The organism is Mycobacterium sp. MS1601, from assembly GCF_001984215.1.
Taxonomy (GTDB): Bacteria; Actinomycetota; Actinomycetes; order Mycobacteriales; family Mycobacteriaceae; genus Mycobacterium.
Map to the genome: position 1 here is coordinate 1,054,182 of NZ_CP019420.1, position 23,523 is coordinate 1,077,704.

22 protein-coding genes and 1 pseudogene are annotated in these 23,523 nt (G+C 66.1%); 17 read left to right on the forward strand and 6 right to left on the reverse strand.

Going from position 1 to position 23,523, the window contains the following annotated elements:
• Window positions 1–51: 51 nt before the first annotated feature.
• Genes BVC93_RS05020 through BVC93_RS05040 form a run of 5 tightly spaced genes read left to right on the forward strand, consistent with a single transcriptional unit; the run spans window position 52 to window position 5,626 of the window.
• Window positions 52–891, forward strand: a complete 840-nt coding sequence (locus BVC93_RS05020; RefSeq protein ID WP_083736212.1) for an ABC transporter permease — start codon at window positions 52–54, stop codon at window positions 889–891.
• Complete coding sequence (locus BVC93_RS05025) at window positions 884–1,702, forward strand: ABC transporter permease (RefSeq protein WP_236950250.1); 819 nt, start codon at window positions 884–886, stop codon at window positions 1,700–1,702. Before BVC93_RS05020 ends, BVC93_RS05025 begins: the two co-directional genes overlap by 8 nt.
• On the forward strand, window positions 1,699–2,820 hold the full coding sequence (locus BVC93_RS05030; RefSeq protein WP_083736214.1) for a polyamine ABC transporter substrate-binding protein: 1,122 nt from the start codon (window positions 1,699–1,701) through the stop codon (window positions 2,818–2,820). Before BVC93_RS05025 ends, BVC93_RS05030 begins: the two co-directional genes overlap by 4 nt.
• Window positions 2,817–4,073 (forward strand): M24 family metallopeptidase, encoded by a 1,257-nt coding sequence (locus BVC93_RS05035; protein WP_083736215.1) that lies wholly within the window; start codon window positions 2,817–2,819, stop codon window positions 4,071–4,073. Before BVC93_RS05030 ends, BVC93_RS05035 begins: the two co-directional genes overlap by 4 nt.
• Window positions 4,070–5,626 (forward strand): amidohydrolase, encoded by a 1,557-nt coding sequence (locus BVC93_RS05040; RefSeq protein WP_083736216.1) that lies wholly within the window; start codon window positions 4,070–4,072, stop codon window positions 5,624–5,626. The genes BVC93_RS05035 and BVC93_RS05040 overlap by 4 nt, the downstream gene beginning before the upstream one ends.
• On the opposite strand, the gene BVC93_RS05045 is transcribed toward BVC93_RS05040, so the two are convergent.
• Window positions 5,614–6,156 (reverse strand): hypothetical protein, encoded by a 543-nt coding sequence (locus BVC93_RS05045; RefSeq protein ID WP_335583119.1) that lies wholly within the window; start codon window positions 6,154–6,156, stop codon window positions 5,614–5,616. The two genes, BVC93_RS05040 and BVC93_RS05045, sit on opposite strands and share 13 nt — an antisense overlap.
• Before the next feature lie 270 nt (window positions 6,157–6,426).
• On the opposite strand from BVC93_RS05045, the gene BVC93_RS05050 reads away from it, so the two are divergent.
• Window positions 6,427–7,998 (forward strand): hypothetical protein, encoded by a 1,572-nt coding sequence (locus BVC93_RS05050; RefSeq protein WP_157516781.1) that lies wholly within the window; start codon window positions 6,427–6,429, stop codon window positions 7,996–7,998.
• A gap of 11 nt (window positions 7,999–8,009) precedes the next feature.
• Here BVC93_RS05050 and htpX read toward each other — a convergent pair whose 3' ends face one another.
• Together htpX and grcC1 are read right to left on the reverse strand one after the other, a co-directional pair.
• Window positions 8,010–8,912, reverse strand: a complete 903-nt coding sequence (gene htpX, locus BVC93_RS05055; RefSeq protein ID WP_083736218.1) for a zinc metalloprotease HtpX — start codon at window positions 8,910–8,912, stop codon at window positions 8,010–8,012.
• Between the two features lie 74 nt (window positions 8,913–8,986).
• Complete coding sequence (gene grcC1, locus BVC93_RS05060; protein ID WP_192860202.1) at window positions 8,987–9,994, reverse strand: nonaprenyl/(2E,6E)-farnesyl/geranylgeranyl diphosphat synthase; 1,008 nt, start codon at window positions 9,992–9,994, stop codon at window positions 8,987–8,989.
• A gap of 21 nt (window positions 9,995–10,015) precedes the next feature.
• On the opposite strand from grcC1, the pseudogene menJ reads away from it, so the two are divergent.
• Window positions 10,016–11,235, forward strand: a pseudogene (gene menJ, locus BVC93_RS05065) (menaquinone reductase).
• A 34-nt stretch (window positions 11,236–11,269) separates the two neighbouring features.
• On the opposite strand, the gene BVC93_RS05070 reads toward menJ, so the two are convergent.
• Window positions 11,270–12,286 carry a LacI family DNA-binding transcriptional regulator gene (locus BVC93_RS05070; protein ID WP_083736220.1) on the reverse strand — a complete coding sequence of 339 codons (1,017 nt, stop codon included), beginning with the start codon at window positions 12,284–12,286 and terminating at the stop codon, window positions 11,270–11,272.
• 173 nt (window positions 12,287–12,459) lie between these two features.
• Here BVC93_RS05070 and BVC93_RS05075 point away from each other — a divergent pair, with 173 nt between their 5' ends.
• Genes BVC93_RS05075 through BVC93_RS05100 form a run of 6 tightly spaced genes read left to right on the forward strand, consistent with a single transcriptional unit; the run spans window position 12,460 to window position 17,359 of the window.
• A complete protein-coding gene (locus BVC93_RS05075; RefSeq protein WP_197687528.1) occupies window positions 12,460–13,458 on the forward strand; it encodes an ABC transporter substrate-binding protein in 999 nt (332 codons plus the stop codon).
• A 55-nt stretch (window positions 13,459–13,513) separates the two neighbouring features.
• Complete coding sequence (locus BVC93_RS05080) at window positions 13,514–14,140, forward strand: M24 family metallopeptidase (RefSeq protein ID WP_083736221.1); 627 nt, start codon at window positions 13,514–13,516, stop codon at window positions 14,138–14,140.
• Window positions 14,141–14,185: 45 nt separating this feature from the next.
• Complete coding sequence (locus BVC93_RS05085; protein WP_083736222.1) at window positions 14,186–14,941, forward strand: glutamine amidotransferase; 756 nt, start codon at window positions 14,186–14,188, stop codon at window positions 14,939–14,941.
• Window positions 14,938–15,693, forward strand: coding sequence for an ABC transporter ATP-binding protein (locus BVC93_RS05090; protein WP_083736223.1), 756 nt, complete (start codon window positions 14,938–14,940; stop codon window positions 15,691–15,693). The genes BVC93_RS05085 and BVC93_RS05090 overlap by 4 nt, the downstream gene beginning before the upstream one ends.
• A complete protein-coding gene (locus BVC93_RS05095; protein ID WP_083736224.1) occupies window positions 15,693–16,538 on the forward strand; it encodes an ABC transporter permease in 846 nt (281 codons plus the stop codon). The genes BVC93_RS05090 and BVC93_RS05095 overlap by 1 nt, the downstream gene beginning before the upstream one ends.
• Window positions 16,535–17,359: a nitrilase-related carbon-nitrogen hydrolase gene (locus BVC93_RS05100; protein ID WP_197687529.1), complete on the forward strand. Its 825-nt coding sequence runs from the start codon at window positions 16,535–16,537 to the stop codon at window positions 17,357–17,359. The genes BVC93_RS05095 and BVC93_RS05100 overlap by 4 nt, the downstream gene beginning before the upstream one ends.
• 225 nt (window positions 17,360–17,584) lie before the next feature.
• On the opposite strand, the gene BVC93_RS05105 is transcribed toward BVC93_RS05100, so the two are convergent.
• Window positions 17,585–18,667, reverse strand: coding sequence for a M20 family metallopeptidase (locus BVC93_RS05105; protein WP_083736225.1), 1,083 nt, complete (start codon window positions 18,665–18,667; stop codon window positions 17,585–17,587).
• A 554-nt stretch (window positions 18,668–19,221) separates the two neighbouring features.
• Between BVC93_RS05105 and BVC93_RS05110 the strand changes: the two genes are divergently transcribed.
• The 4 genes from BVC93_RS05110 to BVC93_RS05125 all read left to right on the forward strand — a co-directional run bounded on the left by BVC93_RS05110 (window position 19,222) and on the right by BVC93_RS05125 (window position 22,975).
• Window positions 19,222–20,007, forward strand: a complete 786-nt coding sequence (locus BVC93_RS05110) for a sugar phosphate nucleotidyltransferase (protein ID WP_083736226.1) — start codon at window positions 19,222–19,224, stop codon at window positions 20,005–20,007.
• Window positions 20,004–20,648 (forward strand): PIG-L deacetylase family protein, encoded by a 645-nt coding sequence (locus BVC93_RS05115; protein WP_236950251.1) that lies wholly within the window; start codon window positions 20,004–20,006, stop codon window positions 20,646–20,648. Before BVC93_RS05110 ends, BVC93_RS05115 begins: the two co-directional genes overlap by 4 nt.
• A 64-nt stretch (window positions 20,649–20,712) precedes the next feature.
• Complete coding sequence (locus tag BVC93_RS05120; protein WP_083736228.1) at window positions 20,713–21,768, forward strand: NAD-dependent epimerase/dehydratase family protein; 1,056 nt, start codon at window positions 20,713–20,715, stop codon at window positions 21,766–21,768.
• Window positions 21,749–22,975 (forward strand): class I SAM-dependent methyltransferase, encoded by a 1,227-nt coding sequence (locus BVC93_RS05125; protein WP_083740806.1) that lies wholly within the window; start codon window positions 21,749–21,751, stop codon window positions 22,973–22,975. The genes BVC93_RS05120 and BVC93_RS05125 overlap by 20 nt, the downstream gene beginning before the upstream one ends.
• Here BVC93_RS05125 and BVC93_RS05130 read toward each other — a convergent pair.
• Window positions 22,968–23,519, reverse strand: coding sequence for a dTDP-4-dehydrorhamnose 3,5-epimerase family protein (locus tag BVC93_RS05130; protein ID WP_083736229.1), 552 nt, complete (start codon window positions 23,517–23,519; stop codon window positions 22,968–22,970). The genes BVC93_RS05125 and BVC93_RS05130 overlap by 8 nt on opposite strands.
• Window positions 23,520–23,523: the final 4 nt, after the last annotated feature.

Here is a 23,523-nt window from a genome sequence, read left to right on the forward strand (position 1 = left end):
AAACATGCGGAAAACAAATGAGCGAGACGCTCTTCACGAAAGGAGGAGCAGATGCGCGCTGGCTGGCGGTGGAGCCTGACACCGGGAACGGTGTGGCTGTCCTGCTTCTACCTCGCGCCGTTGGCCCTCATCGTCGCCGCGTCGGTCGCGACGCCCGACATGATCGGCCGCCCGATCTACGGCTGGTACACCGACAACTTCGCCATGGTCTTCCAGCCCGCCTACCTGCCGGTGGTGCTGCGCACCTTCGGCTACGCCACCATCGCGACCCTGCTCTGCCTGGCCATCGGCTACCCCTGCGCGTACGCCATCTCCCGCTACGGCGGCCGGGCCAAACCACTGCTGCTGTTGGCGATCCTGGTGCCCTGGCTGGCCGACTACCTGATCCGCATCTATGGCTGGGTGCAGCTGCTGGGCCGCGAGGGCCCGGTCAACGCGCTGCTGACCCGCCTCGGACTGGGCCCGGTGAACCTGATCGGCAACGTCTACGCCCTCAACCTCGGGCTGGTGTACAGCTTTCTGCCGTTCATGATCCTGGCGGTGTTCCTGGCCGTGGAACGCATGGACTGGCGACTGGTGGAAGCCGCACACGACCTGCACGCGGGCCCCGTACGCACCTTCACCACCATCGTCCTGCCAGGCACGGCCGGCGGGGTCGCCGCAGGCTGCCAGCTGGTATTCCTGCTCAGCCTCGGGGACTTCGCGGTGGCACAGTTCCTCGGCGGGTCCACCTACATGATGGGCAACCTGATCCGTGATCAGCTGGCCACCGCAGGCTCACTGCCCTTCGGTGCGGCACTGACCGTCACCTTGCTGACCGGGATGCTGGCCTTCATCGCGGTGGCCGTGCTGGCCGTCAAAGCGGGCCGGATGGTGATGCGACGTGTCTGACCGAAACCGCATGCCCATCGGGCTGGCCCTGGTGGTGGCGCTGGTCCTGGTGCTGCTGGATTTGCCACTGCTGGTCACCATGCTGTTCTCCTTCAACTCCTCGAAATCACTGTCGGACTTCACCGGGTTCAGCCTGCGCTGGTACGGCCAGGCGGCGGCGAACCCGGAAGTGATCTCCGCGCTGATGCTGAGCCTCGGCGTGGCCGCCGCCGCCACCGCGGTGGCCGTGGTGCTGGGTACCGCGCTGTCGTTCGGATTCGTCTACGGAACCCGTCGTGTCACCAGACCGATCGAAGCGGTGACGCTGTCGACCCTGATCACCCCAGAGCTGGCCACCGCGGTTGGCCTGATGACCCTGTTCGCCACCACAGGGGTGCCACTGTCCACCGGCACGCTGATCATCGGTCACGCCACCTTCACCCTGGTCTACGTCACGGTGCTGGTGGGCAACCGGCTGCGCACCCTGGATCCGCGACTGGAGGAGGCCGCAGCCGACCTGGGGGCGGGCCGGCTGCGCGTCCTGCACACCGTGGTGTTCCCGCAACTGCGCTCCGCCGTCGCAGGCGCCGCCGCCTTGGCGTTCGTCCTGTCCTTCGGCGACTTCGTCACCTCGGTGTTCCTCACCGGCACCCAAGTGGCACCGCTGCCCGTCCGCATCTACGGCATGTTGCGCTTCGGCCTCACCCCCGAGATCAACGCGGTGGGCACCGCGATGGTGGTGGTCACCGTCGGTATCGGCATCGTCGGCCTGTGGTTGCAGCGCGCGAAAACCTCGAAACACCAACCCAAAACGCTCAAGGAGAGCTCATGAATCCCACCACCAACCGGCGCCGGTTCCTGTTCATGGGTGGCGGCGCCGCCGCCGCGCTGTGGCTGGCCGCCTGCGGCAACAGTTCCGGCGGCGGAGGGACTTCTGCAACGCTGGAACCGCCCAAACCGGAGATCGACGGGGACCTCGCCTACTACGCGCCCACCGGCTACGTCCCCGACGAGGTGCTGGCCGCGTTCGAGACCGAATACGACGTCAAGATCAACCAGACCTACTTCTCCACCGTCGACGAGATGATCCAGAAACTGGGCGCGGGCGCGTCGTACGACATCACCTTCATGCCGTCCAACTTCTTCGCCCGCGCCACCTCGGCCAACCTGCTGCTACCCATCGACCATGGGGTCATGCAGAACTGGGGTGAGGTCACCGAGCTGTTCAACGACCCGCCCTTCGAGCCCAAGGCAGAACACCTGGCCGGCCCCTACGCCATGGGCGGTATCGGCCTGGCGTACCGCAAGAGCAGGGTCAGCGGACTGACCGGCTCCTGGAATGACCTGTGGGACCTGGCCCCGAAGCTGGATCGACGGGCGTTCATCTTCGACGACGTCACCGTGTCGATGACGATGGCGCTGGGCCGCCTCGGGCTGCCCACTGACACCGCCTCCGCCGAGGATCTGGACAAAGCGGCCGAGTCGCTGATCGAATTGCGGCGCAGCCTAGGCGGTTTCGGCAGCTCGGCAGGCGAGAAGCTGACCAACGGCGAAGCGGACCTGCTGATGAACTACACGGGCGCCACCTTCTCCGCACTCAAGGACGCACCGTTCGCCGACGACATCGGCTTCGAATTCTGCCGCGAGACCCTGGCATTCAACTCCGACTGCCTGGCCATCCCGGCGGCCGCCGAGCACCCCGGCACCGGATTGCTGTTCGCCGACTTCCTGCTGCGGCCCGACAACATGGCCAAGATCGTCGACTTCGTGGGCTACCCGATAGCCACCAAGACCGGGCTGTCCACCTACACCACACTGGTGGAGAAGTACCCGTTCCTCGACTACGACGAAGCGGTGCTGTCCGACCCCAGCGTGTGGCTGGCTTCCCTGCAGGACCAACAGCTCACCGCCTGGAACCAGGCCTGGACCCGGGTCAAAGCCTCAGCATGACACCTGTTTACCGCGCGCAGGCCGACGCGATGATGCTGCGCCAACTCATCGCCGACACCTACGCGGACCTGGACGACGAAACCCCGCGGCTGCCGTTCACCGACGCCGAGTACGACGCACGCCGCCGCAAGCTGCAACTGGCAGCGGCGCGCGCGGACTTCGACCTGGTGGTGATCAGCTCACCGGACGGGATGTGTTGGCTACACGGATACCAAAGTCGTTGGTACCGAGCACAATCCTCAACCCGCTGGCCGGCGTATCAGTGCGTGGTACTGCACGTCGGCAGCGGCGAACTGGTGGTGTACGACGTCGAACACCATGCCTACTTGCTCAAACGCACCTCCTCGGCACAGGACATCCGGCTGACTGCTCGTGATGACGGCGACGCCGTGCTGGACTTCATGGTCGACGACCTACGGGCCAGAGGCTGGCTGACCGGACGAGTGGGCCTGGAGATGCACAGCCACGTCCCCAACCGCGCCACCAGCGAGCGCGTCCAGGCGGCATTCGAGGCCGGTGGCTGCTACGTCGCCGACGTCAGCGCCGTCAGCCGCGCTGTCCGGTTGATCAAATCGCCCGCCGAGATCGCGATGATCGAGCGCGCCGCGGCGGTGTGCGACCAGGGTTTACGCGCGCTACAGGCCGAGGTCCGTGTCGGGATGACGGAGAAGCAAGCCTGGGGACTGATGGTTTCGGCCATGGCCGTCGCGGGAGGTGAACCCTCGGCGCTGCACGAGTCGGTGGTGGTGGGGCCCATCGAACTGGGCCATGCCTACGCCTCCGACCGGGTGATCGGTCGCGGCGACGTGCTGTGCGCGGACCCGTGTGGCGTCGTCAACCGCTACCACGCCAACATCGAACGCTGGTTTGTCGTCGGCACCGAACCAACCGACGAGCTGTACCGGCTGGCCGAGATCGAGGCACAGGCCTTCGAAATCCTTTGCGCCGGAGCCGCGGACGGCGTAGAGGTCAACGACGTCACGCAGGACATCGAGTTCCACCTTCGTGACAGCGGCCTGTGGGGCATGCACGACTGGAACGGCGGATACGAACTCGGGATCTCCTTCCCGCCGGACTGGGTGGGTGAATGGACCTTCACTGTGGGTGAGTCCACCGACGACGTCTTTCGCGCCGGTGTCGTGACCAACTACGAGAGCATCGTGCTGTATCCGATGATCGACACCATCGTGTTCGGCGACGACGGTGCCCGCACCCTGTCGACGCTGCCACTCGACGTGCTGCGTGCGGGATGACGACCACATTTGTCGGCCGGGTCTTCACCGCTGACCCGAAACGCCCATGGGCACAGTCGGTCACGATCGACGACGGCCAGATCATCGCACTGGACTCCGCACAGGGCCTGATCGTCAAGGCGCCCGGGTTGATCGTTCCGGGGTTCCACGACGCGCACATCCATCTGCTGGAGGGATCACTGTTCGACCTGTGGGTGAACCTGCACGACGTGCCGTCCTACTCCTACACGGGGGTGATCGCCGCGGCAGCAGCAGAACTGCCGCCCACCGCCTGGGTGCGAGGTGGCGGATGGAGCATGGCAGCCTTCCCCGGCGGCAATCCCACGGCTGGCCTGTTGGACGCGGTCACCGGCGGCCGTCCCGCATACCTCACCGCCCGCGACGGCCACAGTGCCTGGGTGAACTCCGCCGCACTGCGACTGGCCGGGATCGAGGCCACCACGGCCGACCCCCCGGGCGGGCGCATCGAACGCGACAGCTCCGGTGCGCCCACCGGAACCCTGCACGAGACGGCGATGCACCTGGTGCAGCTACCGGAGATCACGGCGGCCGAATGGGCGGCGGCGCTGAATGTCGGTCAGCAGTACCTGCATTCGCTCGGGATCGTCGGCTGGCAGGACGCTCGTCTGTCCACCCCGATGCTGCGGGCCTACGTGGACGCCGAAGCCGAGGGCAGGCTGCAGGCCCGGGTGGCGGCGGCCATGCACTGGGACCCGACAGAAGGGGTGGATCAGATCGACGGACTGGTCGCGGCACGAGAGTTGGCCGATGACAACCTGGTTCGCGTCCCCACGGTGAAGATCTTCGTCGACGGTGTGGTGGAGAACCGGACGGCCTCCCTGCATCAGCCCTACCAGTGCACACATTCACACGGGGCTCCCCTGTTCACCCAGGAGGCCTTGAACGCCGCCGTCCGCATGTGCACCATCCACGGTTTCTCGGTGCACGTCCACGCCATCGGCGACGCCGCGACCACCGCGGCACTGGACGCGTTCGAGGCGGCACCACGCGCCGGGCTGCGCCATCAGATCTGCCATCTGCAGGTGGTGTCGCCGTCGGATGTCGACCGGTTCGCCCGGCTCGACGTGTTGGCCAACGTACAGGCGCTGTGGGCATGCCGCGACGAACAGAACGTCACGCTGTGCGAACCTGCGCTGGGCCCTTCGCGTTTCGAAGCGCAGTACCCGTTCGGCGACCTGAACCGGGCCGGGGCCACGCTGGCGTTCGGCAGCGACTGGAGGGTCAGCACCCCGGACCCGCTGGCCCAGATCGAAGTGGCGATGACCCGTCAACCGCCAGGCGACACCGTGACTCGCGCACTGGGACCCGACCAGCGACTGGATCTGCAAACCTGCCTGACCGGCTTCACCCGCCACGCGGCCTACGCCGCGGGGATGGAGCAGCACACCGGCTCATTGACCGTCGGTAGGGACGCCGACATCGTGCTGTTGGACCGCGACCCGTTCGCCGTGGAACCCCACGAGGTCTCGTCGGTGGAGGTCACCGCGACCTACGTGCGAGGTGAGCAGGTGTACCAGCGTCAGTTCGCGTAGGGGTTGGTGCCCTCGGGGCGGTCCACCAACGGGTTCACCGCCCCGAAGTTCCAGCTGGTCGCAGGCCCCAGCACAAAGCCGGTCTGGTCGAAGCTGTTGGTGCAGATGGCCGCACCCCCACCGTCCACACCGCAGCTGATGGTGCCGTAGCTCAGCCGCGAGTTGGCCGGCAACGGATTGGCGGGTTTGTCGGAGACGAACAGCGGCCGAGGTGAGCTGGAGAACCCTGGCATGCCGGTGGCGCCGCCGGTGATCAGGTTGGCGCCGTTGGGCGCACCGGGGATGGGACCGTTGCAGCCGTAGGCGGTGCTGCGGCTGACGACGCAGGTGAGTCCCTGCGGTGTGGTGAACCCGTACAGACCGGGCTGCACCTCGTAGTCCGACGGCACCACCGGGGTGAACCCATTGATGTTCGGCGGCGGCGGTGGCGGCGGTGCGGGCTCCGCCGCGGCGATACCGGAGGCGACGGCCAACGCTGTACCCGCGGCGGTCACCACCACGGAGGCCGCGATCAGAACTCTGCTCAGCACGATGCTCACACTAGAGGTTCGTTTCACCACCCGCTCGGTGTTACCCCACCCATGCACGGCGACCGGTGAACAGTTCGCCGCGCCACCTGAGACAAACCCTGTCGAAACTCAGGAAAACGCCAGATTCGGCCCATAACCGCCGGTCGCCGCGCACACGTCAATATCCGGTAAGACCTGCAGCTGAGCCGCCCTACTCATTGGCTTCCAGCAACGGTCTGCAGGCCGTACACTGCTTAGCGAATTATCAGGAAGTTTTGGGAAGGCGGTGACGTGGCAGGGGATTTGCGGTCGTCCATCTTGACGACAGCGGCCGTTGCCGTGAGCGTTGCCGGTCTCACCGTCATCCAGCCGTTGACCGCCGCACCGCCGCTGCTGCTGGCCGCTCTGCTGATGGACGGCGGCTCCGGAGAGATCGACAGCGTGGGCGGTATCGCCGACGCCATCCAGCAGCGGCTGCTGCCGTCGGACAGCCGCGCTGTGATCGTCAACTTCCTCACCGGCCCGTTCGGCATCTGGAACGCCCTCGACCAATCAGGACCCGACGGCACCGTCCCGTCCACCACCCTGGGTGTCACCAGCACCATGCCGTTCCTCAACCAGCAGGGCTGGAACGTCAACCCGCAGCTGCTGCCGCCGCTGGCGCCCACCGGTCCGGCGACCGTCCCCGGGCCCCTGCCACCGGGCAGTCCCGTGGTGTCCTTCGACGTTCACTCGATGCAGATCGGCGAAGCGATCGTCACGGCCACACCCACCGTTCCGGTCACCGGCCCCTCGCAGGGTGATGTGGTCACGTCCTTCGGGTACGACTTCAACACCTACGCCGCGGTGTCGCTGCTGAATCCGCTGGCGCTCAGCAACTCCGTCGCCGCCTACCTCAACCGGGCGCTGTCACCGGTGCAGGTCAACGCCGACGGCACTGTCACCTGCCGGCTCAACATGTCGTGCAAAGGCCTCGACGTCACCACCGAGCGCATCGACGGCATCCTCTACGTCACCTTCAAGAATCCCGACGGCACGCTGGTCAAAGCCAAGGTCGAGACCAGGGACGGCGTCACCTACGTGACCTACGAGGACGACGGCGCACTGCCGCTGGTGCGTCCGCTGCGCGACTACTTCGGCCTGTTCGGCAACGAGCTGGCCGACGTCATCGAACCGGCACTCACCGCCCTGGTGTACTGGGGCTACCGCGATGCGACCACCAGTGACAACAGCCTGTTGCCCACCATGGCCGAGACCATCAAGTCCCTCCTCGACTTCATGGTGGGGCTGAAGAAGGGCATCGAATCGCTGTTCGTGCCGCACTCCGCCGCCGCCGCGAGCAGCCTGGCCCGATTTGACGAGGCCTCGGAGTCCGTCGCCTCCGACTCCGAAGACGCCTCCGACTCCGACTCCGATGACAAGGCCAAGTCCGACTCGAAAGACAAGGACGCTCCCAAGGGCACTCCCGCGCCCGAGGCTGGCGAGGAGACCCCGGACGAGGTCGTCGACCCCGCACCAGGCACGGACGCCCCGGAAATCCCGGCCGAGGAACCGTCGGAGGAACCGGAGACCCCGGTCGAAGATCCCGCAGAAGAGCCCGCCGAGGATCCCGCCGACGACGAACCGACCGAGGGCGAGGACACCGAGGAATCCGAATCCGAGGAACCTGTCTCCGAGGAACCGGCCGAACAGCCGGACACCGAGGATGACAAGAACCAGGATTCAGCCGACGACGCCGCTCCCGAGAAGGACTCAGGCTCCGAGAAGGCCTCAGGCTCCGAGAAAGACACCCGCTCCGAGAAAGACAAGGCCCCCGTCAAGGACAAGGCTCCCGTCAAGGACAAGGCTGTCGAGAAGGGCTGACCACCGCCGGATCAGTAGTGTCCCGGCCCCCGGCCCGCCATGTCCTCCAAGCGGCGGATGCGATCGGCGATCGGCGGGTGCGTCGAGAACAGCTTGCCGATCTTCTCGCCCGCCCGGAACGGGCTGGCGATCATCAGGTGGGCCTGGTCGGCCAGCTTCGGATCCGGCGGTAGTGGAGCCTGCTCTACCCCACCGGAGATCTTGCGCAGCGCCGAGGCCAATGCCAACGGGTCACCGGTGAGCTCGGCACCCGACTGGTCGGCCTGGTACTCGCGTGAACGGGACACCGCCATCCGCACCACCGTGGCGGCGATGGGGCCCAGCAGCTGGATCAGCAGGATCACCAGGAAATTGCCGCCGCCGTTGCCCCCACGGTTGTTGCCGCCGAACATGCCGGCGATCCAGGCGATGTTTGCCAGCGCGGTGATCACCGACGCCATGGCTCCGGCAACGCACGAGATCAGGATGTCGCGGTTGTAGACATGCGACAGCTCGTGGCCCAGCACGGCGCGCAGCTCACGCTCGTTGAGGATGTTCAGGATGCCGGTGGTGCAGCACACCGCCGCATTCCGCGGATTTCGGCCGGTGGCAAAGGCATTGGGGTTGGCGGTGTCCGAGATGTACAGCCGCGGCATCGGCTGGTGGGCGGCGGTGGCCAGCTCGCGCACGATCTTGTACATCACCGGAGCCTGCACCTCGGTGACCGGCTGGGCGTGCATGGCCCGCAGCGCCAACTTGTCGCTGTTGAAATACGTGTAGAAGTTCACTCCGAGCGCGAAGACCAGCGCGCCCCAGATCCACACCGTGTTTCCGGTGACGCCGGCGAACAGGAACCCGATGAAACCGATCAGGGCGGTGAACCCGATCAAGAGCAAGAATGTCTTGATCTGGTTGCCACCCGTATGCCAGGTCATCCGTGTCCTCCTGCGAGAAATTGCGACTGTGTCAAGTGATTTAACGACACGTGCAGCAATTTGGGTTCCCGGAGTCAGCCGTGTCGATGGATGGTGTAGTCCACCAGCGACTCCATCGCCCGCCGCCCGGCCACATCCGGCAGCGCCGCCAGCTCCTGGCGAGCCTGCTCGGCGTACTCCGTCACGGTCTGTTTGGCCCGGACCATGCCGTTGGACGCCCGCAGCAGTGTCAGCGCCTCGGCCACCGCGGCATCGTCCTCGATCGGCTCGGCCAGCAGCGTGCGCAGGCGGTCGGCCTCGGGACCCGTCTCCTGCAGCGCGTAGAGCACCGGCAGCGTGTGCACCCCTTCACGCAGATCGGTGCCGGGCAGCTTGCCGGACTCGTCGGGGTCGCTGTCGATGTCGATGATGTCGTCGGAGATCTGGAACGCCGTGCCCACGATGCCGCCGAGCCGGAACAACCGCTCGATCTGGTCGTCGTCGGCGCCGGAGAACGTCGCCCCGAACCGGCCCGACGCGGCGATCAGGCATGCGGTCTTTTCGTAGACCACCTTCAGGTAGTGATCGATGGGGTCGACACCCTCGGTGACCCCGCGGGTCTCCCGCATCTGCCCGGTGACCAGCTGGGCGAAGGTGTCGGCGATCACCAGTACCGCGTCCGGCCCCAGCCGGGACACCAGCCGCGACGCGGTGGCAAAGAGGTAGTCGCCGGCCAGGATGGCAATGTTGTTGCTCCACCGGGCGTTGGCGCTCGGTGCGCCGCGACGCATCTGCGCCTCGTCCATCACGTCGTCGTGGTACAGCGTGGCCAGGTGCACCATCTCGATGACGGCACCCGCGACCACCACGTCGTCGTTGTTGGGGTCGGGGCCCAGTGCCGCTGACAGCACGGTGAACAGCGGCCGGAAGCGCTTGCCGCCCGCCAGGAACAGGTGATGCACCGCCTCGGACATCAGCTCATCGGCTTTGCCCAGCTCAGTGGCCATCAGTTGCTCGATCTGCGACACACCGTCGCGGACACTTGCGGCCAACTCGGCATCGCCGAAATCCACGCCCGCCACCACGCTCGCCGGTGTCCTCACGGGTCCAACATACTGGGCACCATGAATCACGCTGCCGATGTGGTTGTCGTCGGCGCCGGACCGGCAGGTTCGGCGGCCGCGGCATGGGCCGCGAGGGCAGGTCGCGATGTGCTGGTGATCGACGCGGCGACGTTCCCGCGCGACAAGTCCTGCGGTGACGGACTGACCCGCGGGCGGTCGCCGAACTGGAACGACTGGGGCTGGGACCCTGGCTCGACGGGCACATCCGCCACGACGGGCTGCGGATGTCGGGATTCGGTTCGGCGGTGCAGGTGCGCTGGCCCGGGCCGTCGTTTCCGGCCACCGGATCCGCGGTGCCGCGCACCGAGCTCGACGACCGTGTTCGAGCCGTCGCGGAATCCTCGGGTGCGGCGATGCTACTGGGCGCCAAAGCCGTTTCGGTGGAACACGATTCGAGCGGTGCGGTCAGCGCCGTCGTCCTGGGCGACGGGGCCCGGGTGAGCTGTCGGGAGCTGATCGTCGCCGACGGCGCCCGCTCCACGCTGGGCCGGGTGCTGGGCAGGCAGTGGCACCAGGAGACCGTGTACGGCGTGGCGGGACGGGCCTATCTGTCCTCGCCGCGGGCCTCGGACCCCTGGTTGACGTCGGATCTGGAGCTGCGGTCCGTCGACGGGACCGTGTTGCCGGGGTACGGCTGGATCTTTCCGCTGGGCAATGGCGAGGTGAACATCGGCGTCGGCGCGCTGGCCACCGCCACTCGACCCGCCGAGGTGGCGCTACGCCCCCTGATCAAGCACTACACCGACCTCAAACGCGACGAGTGGGGCTTCGAGGGTGAGGCCCGCGCGGTCTCCTCGGCGCTGCTGCCGATGGGCGGAGCGGTCTCCGGAGTGGCCGGACCCAACTGGATGCTGATCGGTGACGCCGCCGCCTGCGTGAACCCGCTCAACGGCGAGGGGATCGACTACGGCATGGAGACCGGCCGGCTGGCGGTCGAACTGCTGGGCTCCGGTGACCTGACCGAGGCGTGGCCGGCGGTACTGCAGGAGCACTATGCCCGTGGGTTCTCGGTGGCACGACGGCTCGCGCTGCTGCTGACCATCCCGCGGTTTCTGCCGTTGGCCGGCCCGCTGGCGATGCGGTCGCAGGTGTTGATGGGTGTCGCGGTGCGGGTGATGGGCAATCTGGTCACCGAGGAGGACGCCGACTGGGTGGCGCGGCTGTGGCGAGCTGCCGGAACCGGGTCACGACGGCTGGATCGCCGCAAGCCCTTCACGTGATTTCGGCGTGAATACAGTCGGTGAGCGACCGTATTCACGCCGAAATCCCAGCGGCCGTTGATTGGCGAACCACCAGCCGCGAGCCCAGCGAGGCCCGGATGGTCTGCGTGGTGGCCGCACCGTCGATGGCCTGCATCAGCAACCGCACCCCTTCGGCGGCGATGTCGGCAAGCGGCTGCGCGATGGTGGTCAGCGGTGGGGTGCTCAGGGCGGCGAAGGGAATGTCGTCGAATCCCGTCACCACGACATCGGCGGGCACCGCTGCGCCGGCGTCGCGGCACGCCTGCAGCACACCGAGGGCAATCAGGTCGTTGCCACAGACGATGGCGTCCGGTCGCGGGCCTGACGCCAGGATCTGCGCACCGGCCCGCTGGCCCCACTCGGTGGAGTACTCCCCCATCAGCACGGAATCGGGCGACACGGTAATACCCTGTGCCCCAGCATGTTTGAGAAGACCGGCGTGGCGCAGTTCAGTCGACGAGTCGGTGGGCCGCGCGCTGACGAAGGCCGCTGTGGCGACTCCGAGTTCACGCAGGTGGTTGACGATCAGCGACTGGGCGAAGTCGTCGTCGATTCCCACCCAGTCGGTATCGGTGTCGCGGGCACGACGGTCGATCTGCACCACCGGGACGCGGGCCGACGCCGCCCGGACCGCGGGGCCACTGTCGGTTTCGTTGGTGGGGCTGATGATGATGCCGTCGACGCGCCGATTGATCAGTGAGGCAAGGCGATCCGCCTCGATGCGCGAGCTGGACTGCGCATCGCAGAGCAGCATCTGCAGCCCGCGTTCGGCGAGCACCCGGTCCACGTTCTTCACCAGTGCCGTGAAGAACGGGTTGGCGATGTCGGGGACCACCATGCCGATGGTGTCGCTGCGGCTGCGCCGCAGCGAACTGGCGATGCCGTTGCTGGAGTAGCCCAGCTCAGCCACCGCGTCCTCGATGCGCCGGGCCAGCTCCGGTGACACGGTGCGCGCGCCGGACAACGCGCGTGAGACCGTTGCCGTGGACACCCCCGCCCGTTCGGCGACCTGCCTGATTGTCGGCCGCACAGCCCCCTCTTCCCGTCACGTTTCTCGTCTCGACCACCCATGTGTAGCACCCCAACGCGCCCTCAGGCAATCGTTTACACAGCCGAAACGCACAGCTCTTGCGCATTTTTGTGACGCGATGGTTTGGTATGTCGCATCATCCTTGTAATCGATTACATCACCGGAGGAGACGCATGAAGACACACTTCCGCTCCCGCATGGCAGCCGCTCTCATGACCGCTGCCGCCGCCATGGGACTCGTCGCCTGCGGCGGCGACTCCGCGGAAACCACCGACAACGGCCTCACACCGGTCCGGATGATCATGGAGTGGCCGGTGGCCGACGCCTTCTGGACACCGTTCGTGGTGGCCAAGGACAAGGGCTACTACTCCGACGCCGGGATCGACCTCACCATCACCGCGCCGCCCACCGTGGCCGACACCATGAAGTTCCTGGGCACCGACGAGGCCGACGTCGCCTTCACCACCACCCTGGACGTGCTGTTCGCCAAGGACCAGGACGCACCGGTGGTTGCCATCGGCTCCTACGGCGACAGCAACAACTGGGGCCTGATCTCCCGCGAGCCGTTCGACCTGGCGCAGATCAAGGGCAAGACCATCGGCATCTACAACGACGCCTGGTCCAAAGCTCAGCTGACGATGATGCTGGACTCGGTTGGCCTGAGCCTGCCGGACGTGCAGCTGGTCACCGCCGCCGACAACACCGTGCCGCTGCTGTTGGAGAACAAGGTGGACATCATCACCGGCGTCACCAACGCCGAATCCGCGGAGATCCGCGTCAACGGCAACTTCGAACCGTTCTTCATGCCGGCCGCCGAGCACGGCGCACCCAATGCGCCGATCTTCGTCGTCGCGGGCAACACCAACTGGCTCGACGAAAATCAGGACACCGCCAAAGCTTTCATGGCAGCCACCGAGAAGGGACTCGAAGATTCCCTTTCCGATCCCACGGCTGCCATGGAGATCTTCAAGAAGGCCTACCCCAACTCCGACATGGCCTTCATCACCGACTCGTGGACCGCGACCGCCGAGATCCTGCAGGCCCAGACCGTGCCCTTCGCGCAGAGCGACGAGCAGTGGAAGGGCCTGCTGGACGCCGCGGTGTCGCAGGATCTGGTGAAGTCGGTCGACGAGCCCAGCGCCTACTGGACCGACGCCTACCTGCCCGCCTGACCGACAAAGGAGGAAACCGCATGGAGGACATCAGCATCGCGCCCCGGCCGGACTCGTGAAAGCTCAACTGCTGGCCCGTGATGTCGCCGAACTCGCCGCGGACGTCATCTGGGCCGGCATGACCGAACGCGAGCTCGCCAGGTGGGCCGAAGAGACACTGCGGGAACGCGGATCGACCGGCCTGTGGACCATCGTGAACGTCGGCTTCGGCCGCGGCAGCCTGGACTGCTTCCCCACCGTGTCACCCACCGACCGGATGCTGTGGAACATCGACTCCGGCTACATCGACGTCCATCCGGTGGTCGACGGCTGGTGGGGCGACTGCACCCGGACCTTCGTGGTGGGTGATCAGCCCGACTACCTGGAGGCCAAAGCCGAGATCCAGAAGATCCACGACACCGTTCTTGCCGCCGCGTATCCGGGTATGCCCGCCCGCGAACTGTGGTCGGCGTTCAACGACTGCATCGCGGGCACCGGTTGGAACCACATGGACCGCCTGGGCAACATCGGCCACTCGATCGGCCAGAACGTCTCCTACACACAGGGTTACATCGACCGGCACAACACGACACCGATGTGGGGCGGCTGGGCTGTCGAACCCTTCATCGGCAACCACCTCTACGGCGTCAAGGTCGAAGACGTCATCTGGTTCGGACCGCAGGGATGCACCGTCATCCGGTGACCTCTTTCGCCCGAACCCGCCATCACAATCTGAAAGGAGTCGGCAGTGGCACGCGCACTGATCGCCGGCGAATCCTGGACCACGACATCGATCCACACCAAGGGCTTCGACTCGTTCACCACCGTGGCCTACCAGGAAGGGGTACAGGACTTCTCGGACGCGCTGACCGCAGGCGGGCATGACGTCACCTTCATGCCCAACCACACCGCGGCACAGCACTTCCCCACCACCAGCGCACAACTGGACGCGTACGACGTGGTGATCCTGTCCGATATCGGCTCCAACACGCTGCTGTTGCCCAATGACGTCTTCCTGCAGGGCAAGTCGTTTCCGAACCGGCTCCGGGTGCTGCGCGACTGGGTGCGCGAGGGCGGGGCACTGATGATGGTGGGCGGCTACCTCAGCTTCCAGGGCATCGAGGCGAAGGCGAACTACAAGAACTCCCTGCTGGCCGAAGCGCTGCCCGTTCTGATGGAAGACGGTGACGACCGCGAAGAGACCCCCGAGGGCGCGATCCCGCACCTGTTCGGACCCGAGCATCCCTGCACGACGGGTCTGCCGGACACCTGGCCGGCCCTGCTCGGATTCCAGCGCCTGGCCCCGCGATCGGCATCCGAGGTGCTGGCCCAGGTCAACGGGCATCCGCTGTTGACCGTGGGCAGGTACGGCAAGGGGCGGTCTGCGGCCTTCGCCAGCGATATCGGACCCCACTGGGCGCCAACCGAATTCACCCAGTGGGACGGGTTCTCGACACTGTGGACCCAAACCGTGTCCTGGCTGGCGGACAAGGACACCCTATGAGCCTGCACCTCAAGGGCATCTCGCAGCAATTCGATGGTGTCGAGGCGCTGGCACCGGTGGACCTGGATGTGCAGGACGGGGAGTTCGTCTGCATCGTCGGGCCGTCGGGCTGCGGCAAGTCGACGATCTTCAACATCGTCTCCGGACTGCTGACACCCACCAGCGGAACCGTCACCCTCGACGGTAAGGACATCAGAGGAAAGTCCGGACACGTCGGCTACATGCTGCAGAAGGATCTGCTGCTGCCCTGGCGCACCGTGCTCGAGAACATCGTGCTGGGTGCCGACATCACCGGCCGCGCCTCGCGTTCGGACCGGGCGGCCGCCGCTCAGATGGCAGAACGCTACGGCCTGGGCGCCTACCTCAACCACTACCCGCACGCACTGTCCGGCGGCATGCGGCAGCGGGTGGCCGTCATGCGCACGCTTGCGCTCGACCATCCCCTGATGCTGCTCGACGAACCGTTCGGGGCGCTGGACAGCCACACCCGCTTGTTGATGCAGCAGTGGCTGTTGCAGGTCTGGCGCGAGCAGCGCAAGACCATCATGTTCGTCACGCACGACATCGACGAGGCGCTGTTCCTCGGTGACCGCGTTGTGGTGATGACCCCGCGGCCCGGACGTGTGCAGGAGGTCATCGCCATCGATCTGCCGCGGCCCCGCGACATCCACATGACCACCGACCCCCGCTACACCGAACTCAAGTCGACGGTTCTGGATCTGATCTACGGGCGAGCCCCGGAGGTGGCCTGATGCCCAAAATCGGAGCCAGCATTCCACTGCGCCTGCGGGCCATCGGCATTCCCGTGCTGGGGATGGTGCTGCTGGTGGTGGTGTGGGACCTCACGGTCCGGATCTTCGATATCGCCCCCTACGTGCTGCCCAGTCCCGCACGAACCCTGGAAGCCCTGCGAGACGACTGGTCGTCACTGGGCCCCGGTACGATCATCACCAGCCAGGAGTTCATCCTCGGGTTTCTCATCGGCGCCACCGCGGGATTTCTCTTCGCCCTGGTGATGTCGTGGTCCAATGTCGTGCAGCGCTTCCTCTACCCGATCCTCATCACCTCCCAGGCCGTCCCGATCATCGCCGTCGCGCCCGCACTGGTGATCTGGATGGGCTTCGGGCTGGCCCCCAAGCTGACCATCGTCGCCCTGATTGTGTTCTTCCCCGTGGTGGTCAACGTTCTCGACGGCCTGGCTTCGGTGGACAAGGACCTGCTAGCCCTGGTCAAGGCCATGGGCGGAACCCGTTGGCGGATATTCCGTTCCGTGACCCTGCCCGCCACCTTGACTCCGCTGTTCTCCGCCCTGAAGATGACGGCCACGTTCGCCGTCACCGGCGCGGTGCTCGGCGAGTGGACAGCCTCCACCACCGGCGGCCTGGGCGTCGCGCTGTTGGAAGCCCAGTCCAGGCTCGATGTGGCCTCGGTGTTCGCCGCGATCATCCTGCTGGTGGCCCTGGGGCTGTTGGCATTCGGTTCGGTGGCGGTGGCAGAGGTGCTGCTGACACCGTGGCGACGCTCCTCGGTGAAACCTGCGTGGCGGCAGAAGTTCTCAGGCAAGCCAGCCCTCGAAGAAAAGGTGGGACAACCGTGATCCGCGTGGCCAGTGTGCAGACCAACCCCGTGATGAACGACGTCGCCCACAACGTGAACACCATGGTGGAGTCGATGCGCGATCTCGCCGAGCGCGGTGTCCAGTTGGCAGTGTTCCCCGAATTGGCCACCACCGGTTACATGTTCACCGACGCCGAGGAGTGCCGCGCGGTGGCCGAGGACGTTCCCGACGGACCCACCACCACCCGGCTCTTGGCCGCCTGCGCCGAGCTGGACATGCACATCGTGTTCGGCATCGCCGAGCGCGAGGGCGATCAGCTGTACAACTCCAGCGCGTTGCTGGGCCCGCAGGGCTTTGTGGGACGTTACCGCAAGCTGCATCTGTGGGATCAGGAGAACGTCGTGTTCTCCCCCGGAGACGTCGGACTGCCCGTCTACACAACGGCTCTGGGCGCCATCGGCATCCTGATCTGTTACGACATCTGGTTTCCCGAGGCAGCTCGCACCTTGGCCATGGCCGGAGCCGAACTGCTGTGCGTGCCCACGAATTGGGTGCCGCTGATCGCCGGCAACGACGCCGACGGCCGCGCCATGGCGAACATCCTGTGCAGCGCCAACTCTCACTGCAACGGTGTTCCGATAGTGGCCGCGGACCGCTGCGGAACGGAGCGCGGACAGGACTTCCTGGGGCGCAGCGTCATCACCGCCCCCAGCGGGTGGTACGCGGCGGGTCCCGCGTCGGCAGTGGACGAAGACGTCATAGTCGCCGATCTCGACCTGAGTGGCATCGGCGCGAGTCGACAGTTGAACGAGTTCAACAACACCTTCGCCGATCGCCGGGTGGACGCCTACCGCACATAGACCCTGGTCGGTTCTCTTTGAAACCTCTTGTGCCACTTGGGCATCTGGTGTCACAGGGTGGAGTTTTGCGGCATGGGTGGATCGGCAGTGCAGGACGGGGAGGCGATGCTGGCTGCCCAGGGCGCAAATCCAGGCGTTGACCGCGCGGATGAACAAGTTGTCGATTGACGGGTTAACGCATCGAGAATTGTTGCGGATCAGCGACGCCGATCTGCGCGGAGTGCGTCATCCCCCGCCGCCCCACTGCGCGACCACACGACGGTAGTGACCGACGGCCACCTCGATGTCGCTGAGCGTGACGGCCTCGTCGACCGCGTGCATGGTCGCTGGATCCCCTGGGCCCCAGATCACCATCGGCACATCGGGTATCACCGGATGGAACGCGGAACCGTCGGTGAAATACGACACCGGCTCGGCGGACGCAGACACCGGCAGACCGGCAACCCAGGGATGGTCCGCGGACGTCCAGAGGGCGGGCAGATCGATCAGCGACTCGACCTCGTCGACCTCGGGTTGGGACGTCCACCACTGCAGCAGTTCCGGACCGTTGCGCACCGTGCGATGGTCGATGACACAGCTGGACTGTGCTGCAACGATATTGGGCGCCACACCGCCGGTGATGGTACCGAGGTTCCAGGTCGACGTGCCCAGGTGGGCATCCGAGGACTGTGGCAGTTCGGTGCGGGCACGCCGGACGACGTCCATCAGCGCCAGGATCGCGTTGCGGCCAAGATGTGGGGTGCTGCCATGGGCAGCGACACCGGCCGCGGCAACACGCAGCCACAGCGCGCCGCGGTGACCGAGGTTCACCCTATTGGCCGTCGCCTCCGGAATGATGGCAGCGCTGATGTTGGCCTGCGCGACGGCGGGCCGGGCGCGCTGTGCGCCCAGCGATCCCACCTCCTCATCCGAGGTCAGGACCAATGCGACCGGCACTCCGGTGTCCACGGCGTCGCGCACCGCAGCCAGCGCGGCGACAAGCCCGGCTTTCATGTCGGTGGCGCCACGGCCCACCAGTCGGCCGTCGTGGATCTCGGCACCGAACGGCGGATACGACCATGCCGACAACGGTCCCGCCGGCACCGTGTCGAGGTGGCAGCAGAACGCCAGCCGGGGTGCGTCGGGCGGGGCCGGATTTGTCAGGATCGCCCACGGATGCGGCCCGTCCAGATCAGCTTCGATGTGCACATCGTTGTGCCCGGTGCGAGCCCTCGAGAGGCACAGCTCCATCACCTGCCGCTGAGGACCGGGATCACCCGAAACCGTCTGCATTCCAACGAGTTCAGCAAGCAGTTCCGGCAATTCCACTCGGCTGATGGTACCCGCTCCGCGGTCAGGCCGGCCTGATCGAGTTCGGCCGTCACCACCGTCACCGCACACTCATCGACGCGCCGCGTCACACCCACGCTGCCCCAGCAGCCGGATCCTCGGCAGCCAGCAGAGCTTTGCATTCAATTGTGGAGCGTGATCGCCGGGTTTTCCCTCTCCGTCTTTGCCTAAACTACAACTGGCGACACATGCACCCATTCTGCGCACCGCCATGCTGTCGGCGTCCGCCCACCCCCATCGAGGTTGCCCCGCGAGCCCGCGAACCGTTCGACACGCGTCAAGACGGGGCACAGCGCCGCAGGTGAAGCCTATGATCTAATTGACGCTCCCGCCCGTAAATGAGGTGTTGCCGCCGCCGGTTGAAACGAGGCACAAGCGGTGCTAGCTTCAATTCAACTGGAGTTATCGCCAGGATCACAGCCGTGGTGGTTAAGAAGCGATCATTTGCGGGTAATGAGCTCGGGGAGAAGTTCAGGTCTGGTGCGCAGCCGCAGCCCCGCGCGGCGCACCCTCGTTCAGCAGGGAGCGATTGCATGAAGGTCGTATTGTTCTGCGGCGGATACGGGATGCGTATGCGCACCGCCCAAGAAGACGTCATCCCCAAGCCGTTACAGATGGTCGGTCCGCGCCCGCTGGTCTGGCACGTGATGCAGTACTACGCACACCACGGCCACAAGGACTTCATCCTGTGCCTGGGATACGGCGCGGAGAAGATCAAGGAGTACTTCCTGCGTTACAACGAAACCCCGTCCAACGACTTCGTGCTGACGGACGGCAAGGTGCAGATGCTGTCCTCCGACATCGCGGACTGGACCATCACCTTCGCCGAGACCGGTATCGAATCTCCCATCGGTGAGCGGCTGCGGCGCGTCCGCAAGTACCTCGGCGACGACGAGTACTTCCTGGCCAACTACGCCGACGTCCTGACCGACGCCCCACTGGACACCATGGTGAACAACACCATCAACAGCGGCGCCCTGGCATCCATGCTGGTGGTGCCACCTGCCAGTTCCTTCCACTGTGTGGACATGGCGGCCACTGGCGAAGTCAAGGAAGTGCAACCCCTGGCCGAGATGTCGGTGGGCATCAACGGCGGCTACTTCGTGCTGCACAAAGACGTCATCGACCTGATTCCGGAGAACGGCGACCTGGTGGGTGACGCCTGCTACTCGCTGGCCGGCAGCGGCAAGCTCATCGGCTACCGCCACGAGGGCTTCTGGAAGCCCGCCGACACCTTCAAGGAACGCGCCGAGCTCGACACCGACTACAACAAGGGTGTTCGCCCCTGGGCGCTGTGGGAATCCAAGGCCGTCGCGTGACATTCACGTCGCCTCGCGACATCTCCAGCATCGCGGTGGTGGGCGCACACTGTGACGACATCGCCATCGGCGCAGGCGCCACGCTGTTAACGCTGACCCGCGACAACCCCGACATCGTGGTGCACGCACTGGTCCTCACCGGTGCGGGCACCGAGCGCGAGGTCGAGGAGAAGTCCGCCTTGGCCGCCGTGTGTGGCGGCGCCGACGTGCGACTGACGGTCGCGGACTTCCCCGACGGCCGACTGCCGCAGCACTGGGCGGAGGTCAAGAGCCGACTGGCGGACTTCCGCCGCAGTTGTGAACCCGACCTGGTGATCGGACCCCAACGACACGATGCGCACCAGGACCACCGGCTGCTGGCCGAACTGATGCCCACCGAGTTCCGTGGCCACCAGTACTGGGGCTACGAAATCCTCAAGTGGGAGTCGGATCTGCCCACCCCCAATGTCTTTGTGCCCGCCACGGCCGAGGTCGCCGAACTCAAGCAGCGGCTGCTGCACGAGTGCTACCCGTCACAGACCGGCAAACCCTGGTTCGACTCCGAAGCTTTCCTGGGCCTGATGCGAATCCGCGGCGTACAGTGCCGGCACCGCTACGCCGAGGGCTTTGTGGCCGACAAGATCGTTGTAACTCTCTCTTAGCGTGAGTTCGAGGCTGCGAGGGACGAGCAGTCGAAGAAGCTCACGCCATCGATAAGGACTAGCTATGCGCGTACTCATCACCGGCTCCGACGGTTACCTCGGAGCTCTGGTGGCCCCCTACCTCGCCGGCGACGGATTCGACGTTGTTGGCCTCGACACCGGCTACTACAAGTCGGGCTGGCTGTGCTCGCAGCGCCTGGCCGGCGTCCCCGGGCTGGTACCTGCCACTCTGGTCCGCGACATCCGCGAGGTCACCGTCGAGGACATGCGCGGCTTCGACGCCGTGGTGCACATGGCGGAGCTCAGCAACGACCCCCTGGGTGACCTGATCGGTGAGGTCACCTACGACATCAACCACGCCGGCAGCGTCCACCTGGCCCGGTGCGCGAAACAGGCCGGCGTACAACGCTTTGTCTACATGTCGTCGTGCAGTGTGTACGGCGCCGCCGACGGTGTGGTGGACGAGACCAGCCCGGTGAATCCACTGACCGCCTACGCCCGCTGCAAGGTGATGGTGGAAAACGATCTCAGCGCCATGGCCGATGACACCTTCTCACCGGTGTTCCTGCGCAACGCCACCGCATTCGGGGCGTCACCGCGGATGCGGTTCGACATCGTGCTGAACAACCTCAGCGGCCTGGCATGGATCGAGAAGACCATCGCGATGACCAGTGACGGCACCCCGTGGCGTCCGCTGGTGCACGGCCTGGACATCGCCCAGGCCATCCGTTGCGCACTGACCGCCGACCGCGACGTCGCACACAACCTGGTGGTCAACGTCGGCACGGACGAGAACAATGTGACCGTCCGCGACATCGCGTCCCTGGTGGGCGCCGAATTCCCGGACTGCGCCGTGACATTCGGACCACCGAGTGCCGACCAGCGCAGTTACCGGGTGGACTTCACCCGAATCCACGAGGCCTTCCCTGACTTCACCGCCCGCTGGTCGGTGGCTGCCGGAGCCGCTCAGCTACACCGGGTGTTCCACGCCATCGACCTGAACGCCGCCACCTTCTACGGCCGCGGCCACACCCGGCTCAAGCAGATCGAATACCTGATCGCCACCGGCCAATTGGACGACCGACTGTTCTGGAGTGAACGTGCGTTGCAGACTGTGTGACTCGGACCGGCTCCGTAGCATTCTCGACCTGGGCGCCACGCCGCCGTGCGAGAAGTTCCTCACCGCAGCGGAATTGGATGATCCTGAAGCCAACTACCCGCTGCACCTGCGGTTGTGCGAGGACTGCCTGCTGCTGCAGATCCCCGCGTTGATCACCCCTGAGGACACGTTCACCGAATACGCCTACTTCTCCTCGTTCTCCGACAGTTGGGTGCAGCACGCCAAGACCTTCGTGGCGGACTCGATCGCCACGTTGGGCTTGGGGCCGCAGTCGCTGGTGGTGGAGGTGGCCAGCAATGACGGTTACCTGCTCCAGCACATGGTCGACGCGGGTGTCCCGTGCCTGGGTATCGAACCGTCGGTGAACGTGGGTGCCGCTGCCCGTGAACGCGGAGTACCCACGGAGACAGCATTTCTCGACGAGACCACCGCGGCCCGGGTGCGCAGTCAGCACGGCCCCGCCCAGCTGGTGGTGGCCAACAACGTCTACGCGCACATCCCGGACCTGCTGGGCTTCACCCGCTCACTGCGCATGCTGCTCGACGACGACGGGTGGCTGAGCATCGAGGTGCACCACGCCCTCGATCTGGTGCGCCACGCGCAGTTCGACACGGTGTATCACGAGCATTTCCAGTACTACACCGTGTTGTCGGCCATGCGTGCGCTGGCCACCGCCGATCTTGCGGTTGTCGACGTCGAACTGCTGAGTACCCACGGTGGCTCCATTCGGCTGTGGGCCCGTCCGCTGGCGGTGGCCGGTGAACCGAGCAGTCGGGTGCGTGACGTGCTGGCCGAGGAGGCCGAGGCCGGATTGCACGAGGTGGACGGTTATCTCCTGCTCCAGGAGCGCACCGAAGCCATCCGCCACGAGCTCCTGCGGTTTCTGCTCGATTGCCGCGCCCAGGGCAAGCGGGTGGTGGGCTACGGCGCCCCGGGCAAGGGCAACACCCTGCTGAACTACGCGGGTATCCGCACCGATCTGCTCGAGTACATCGTGGACCGAAACCCGTACAAACACGGCAGGTTCACTCCGGGTACCCGGATCCCGATCTTCGAGCCCGCCAGACTGGAGCAAGACCGTCCCGATGTGGTGCTGGCACTGCCGTGGAATCTGGAACGCGAGCTCACCACACAGCTGGCCTACATCGGCGACTGGGGTGCGCAGTTGTATTTCCCGCTACCGCAGATGCACCCGGCTGTCAGGTGAGTTTGGCCAGCAATTCCTGCCAACTGCCCGCGGCCGCGTCCCTGGCGGAGATCTGCGACACCGGCTGCGGCCATGCGATCGCGAGGTCGGCGTCGTGAGGGTTGACCGACAGGTCCTCGGCGGGGTCGTGAGGTCGGTTGATGCGGTAACACACGTCGGCCTCGGGTGTCAGCGCCTGGAAGCCGTGCAGAAATCCGGGTGGGATGTAGAGATGGCGAAAAGTGCTGTCGTCCAACAGGAACCACTGCTGCATGCCGAATGTCGGCGAAGCGCGGCGGATGTCGACCAGCACGTCGTGCACCGCCCCGCGGGCACAGCGCACCAGCTTGGCCTCACCGCGGCCCGACCTGCCGTGCATACCGCGCAGCACCCCCTGCGCCGACCGGGACTGCGAATCCTGCACGAACGTCGCGGAAACACCCGCACCGACATGGGCGTCGAACACGTCGGCATCGAAGGTACGGGTGAAGAAGCCGCGCTGGTCATGATGGGGTTCGTTGACGAGCACCAACACGTCCGCCAGTTTCGTCTGCTCGATCCGCACCGAG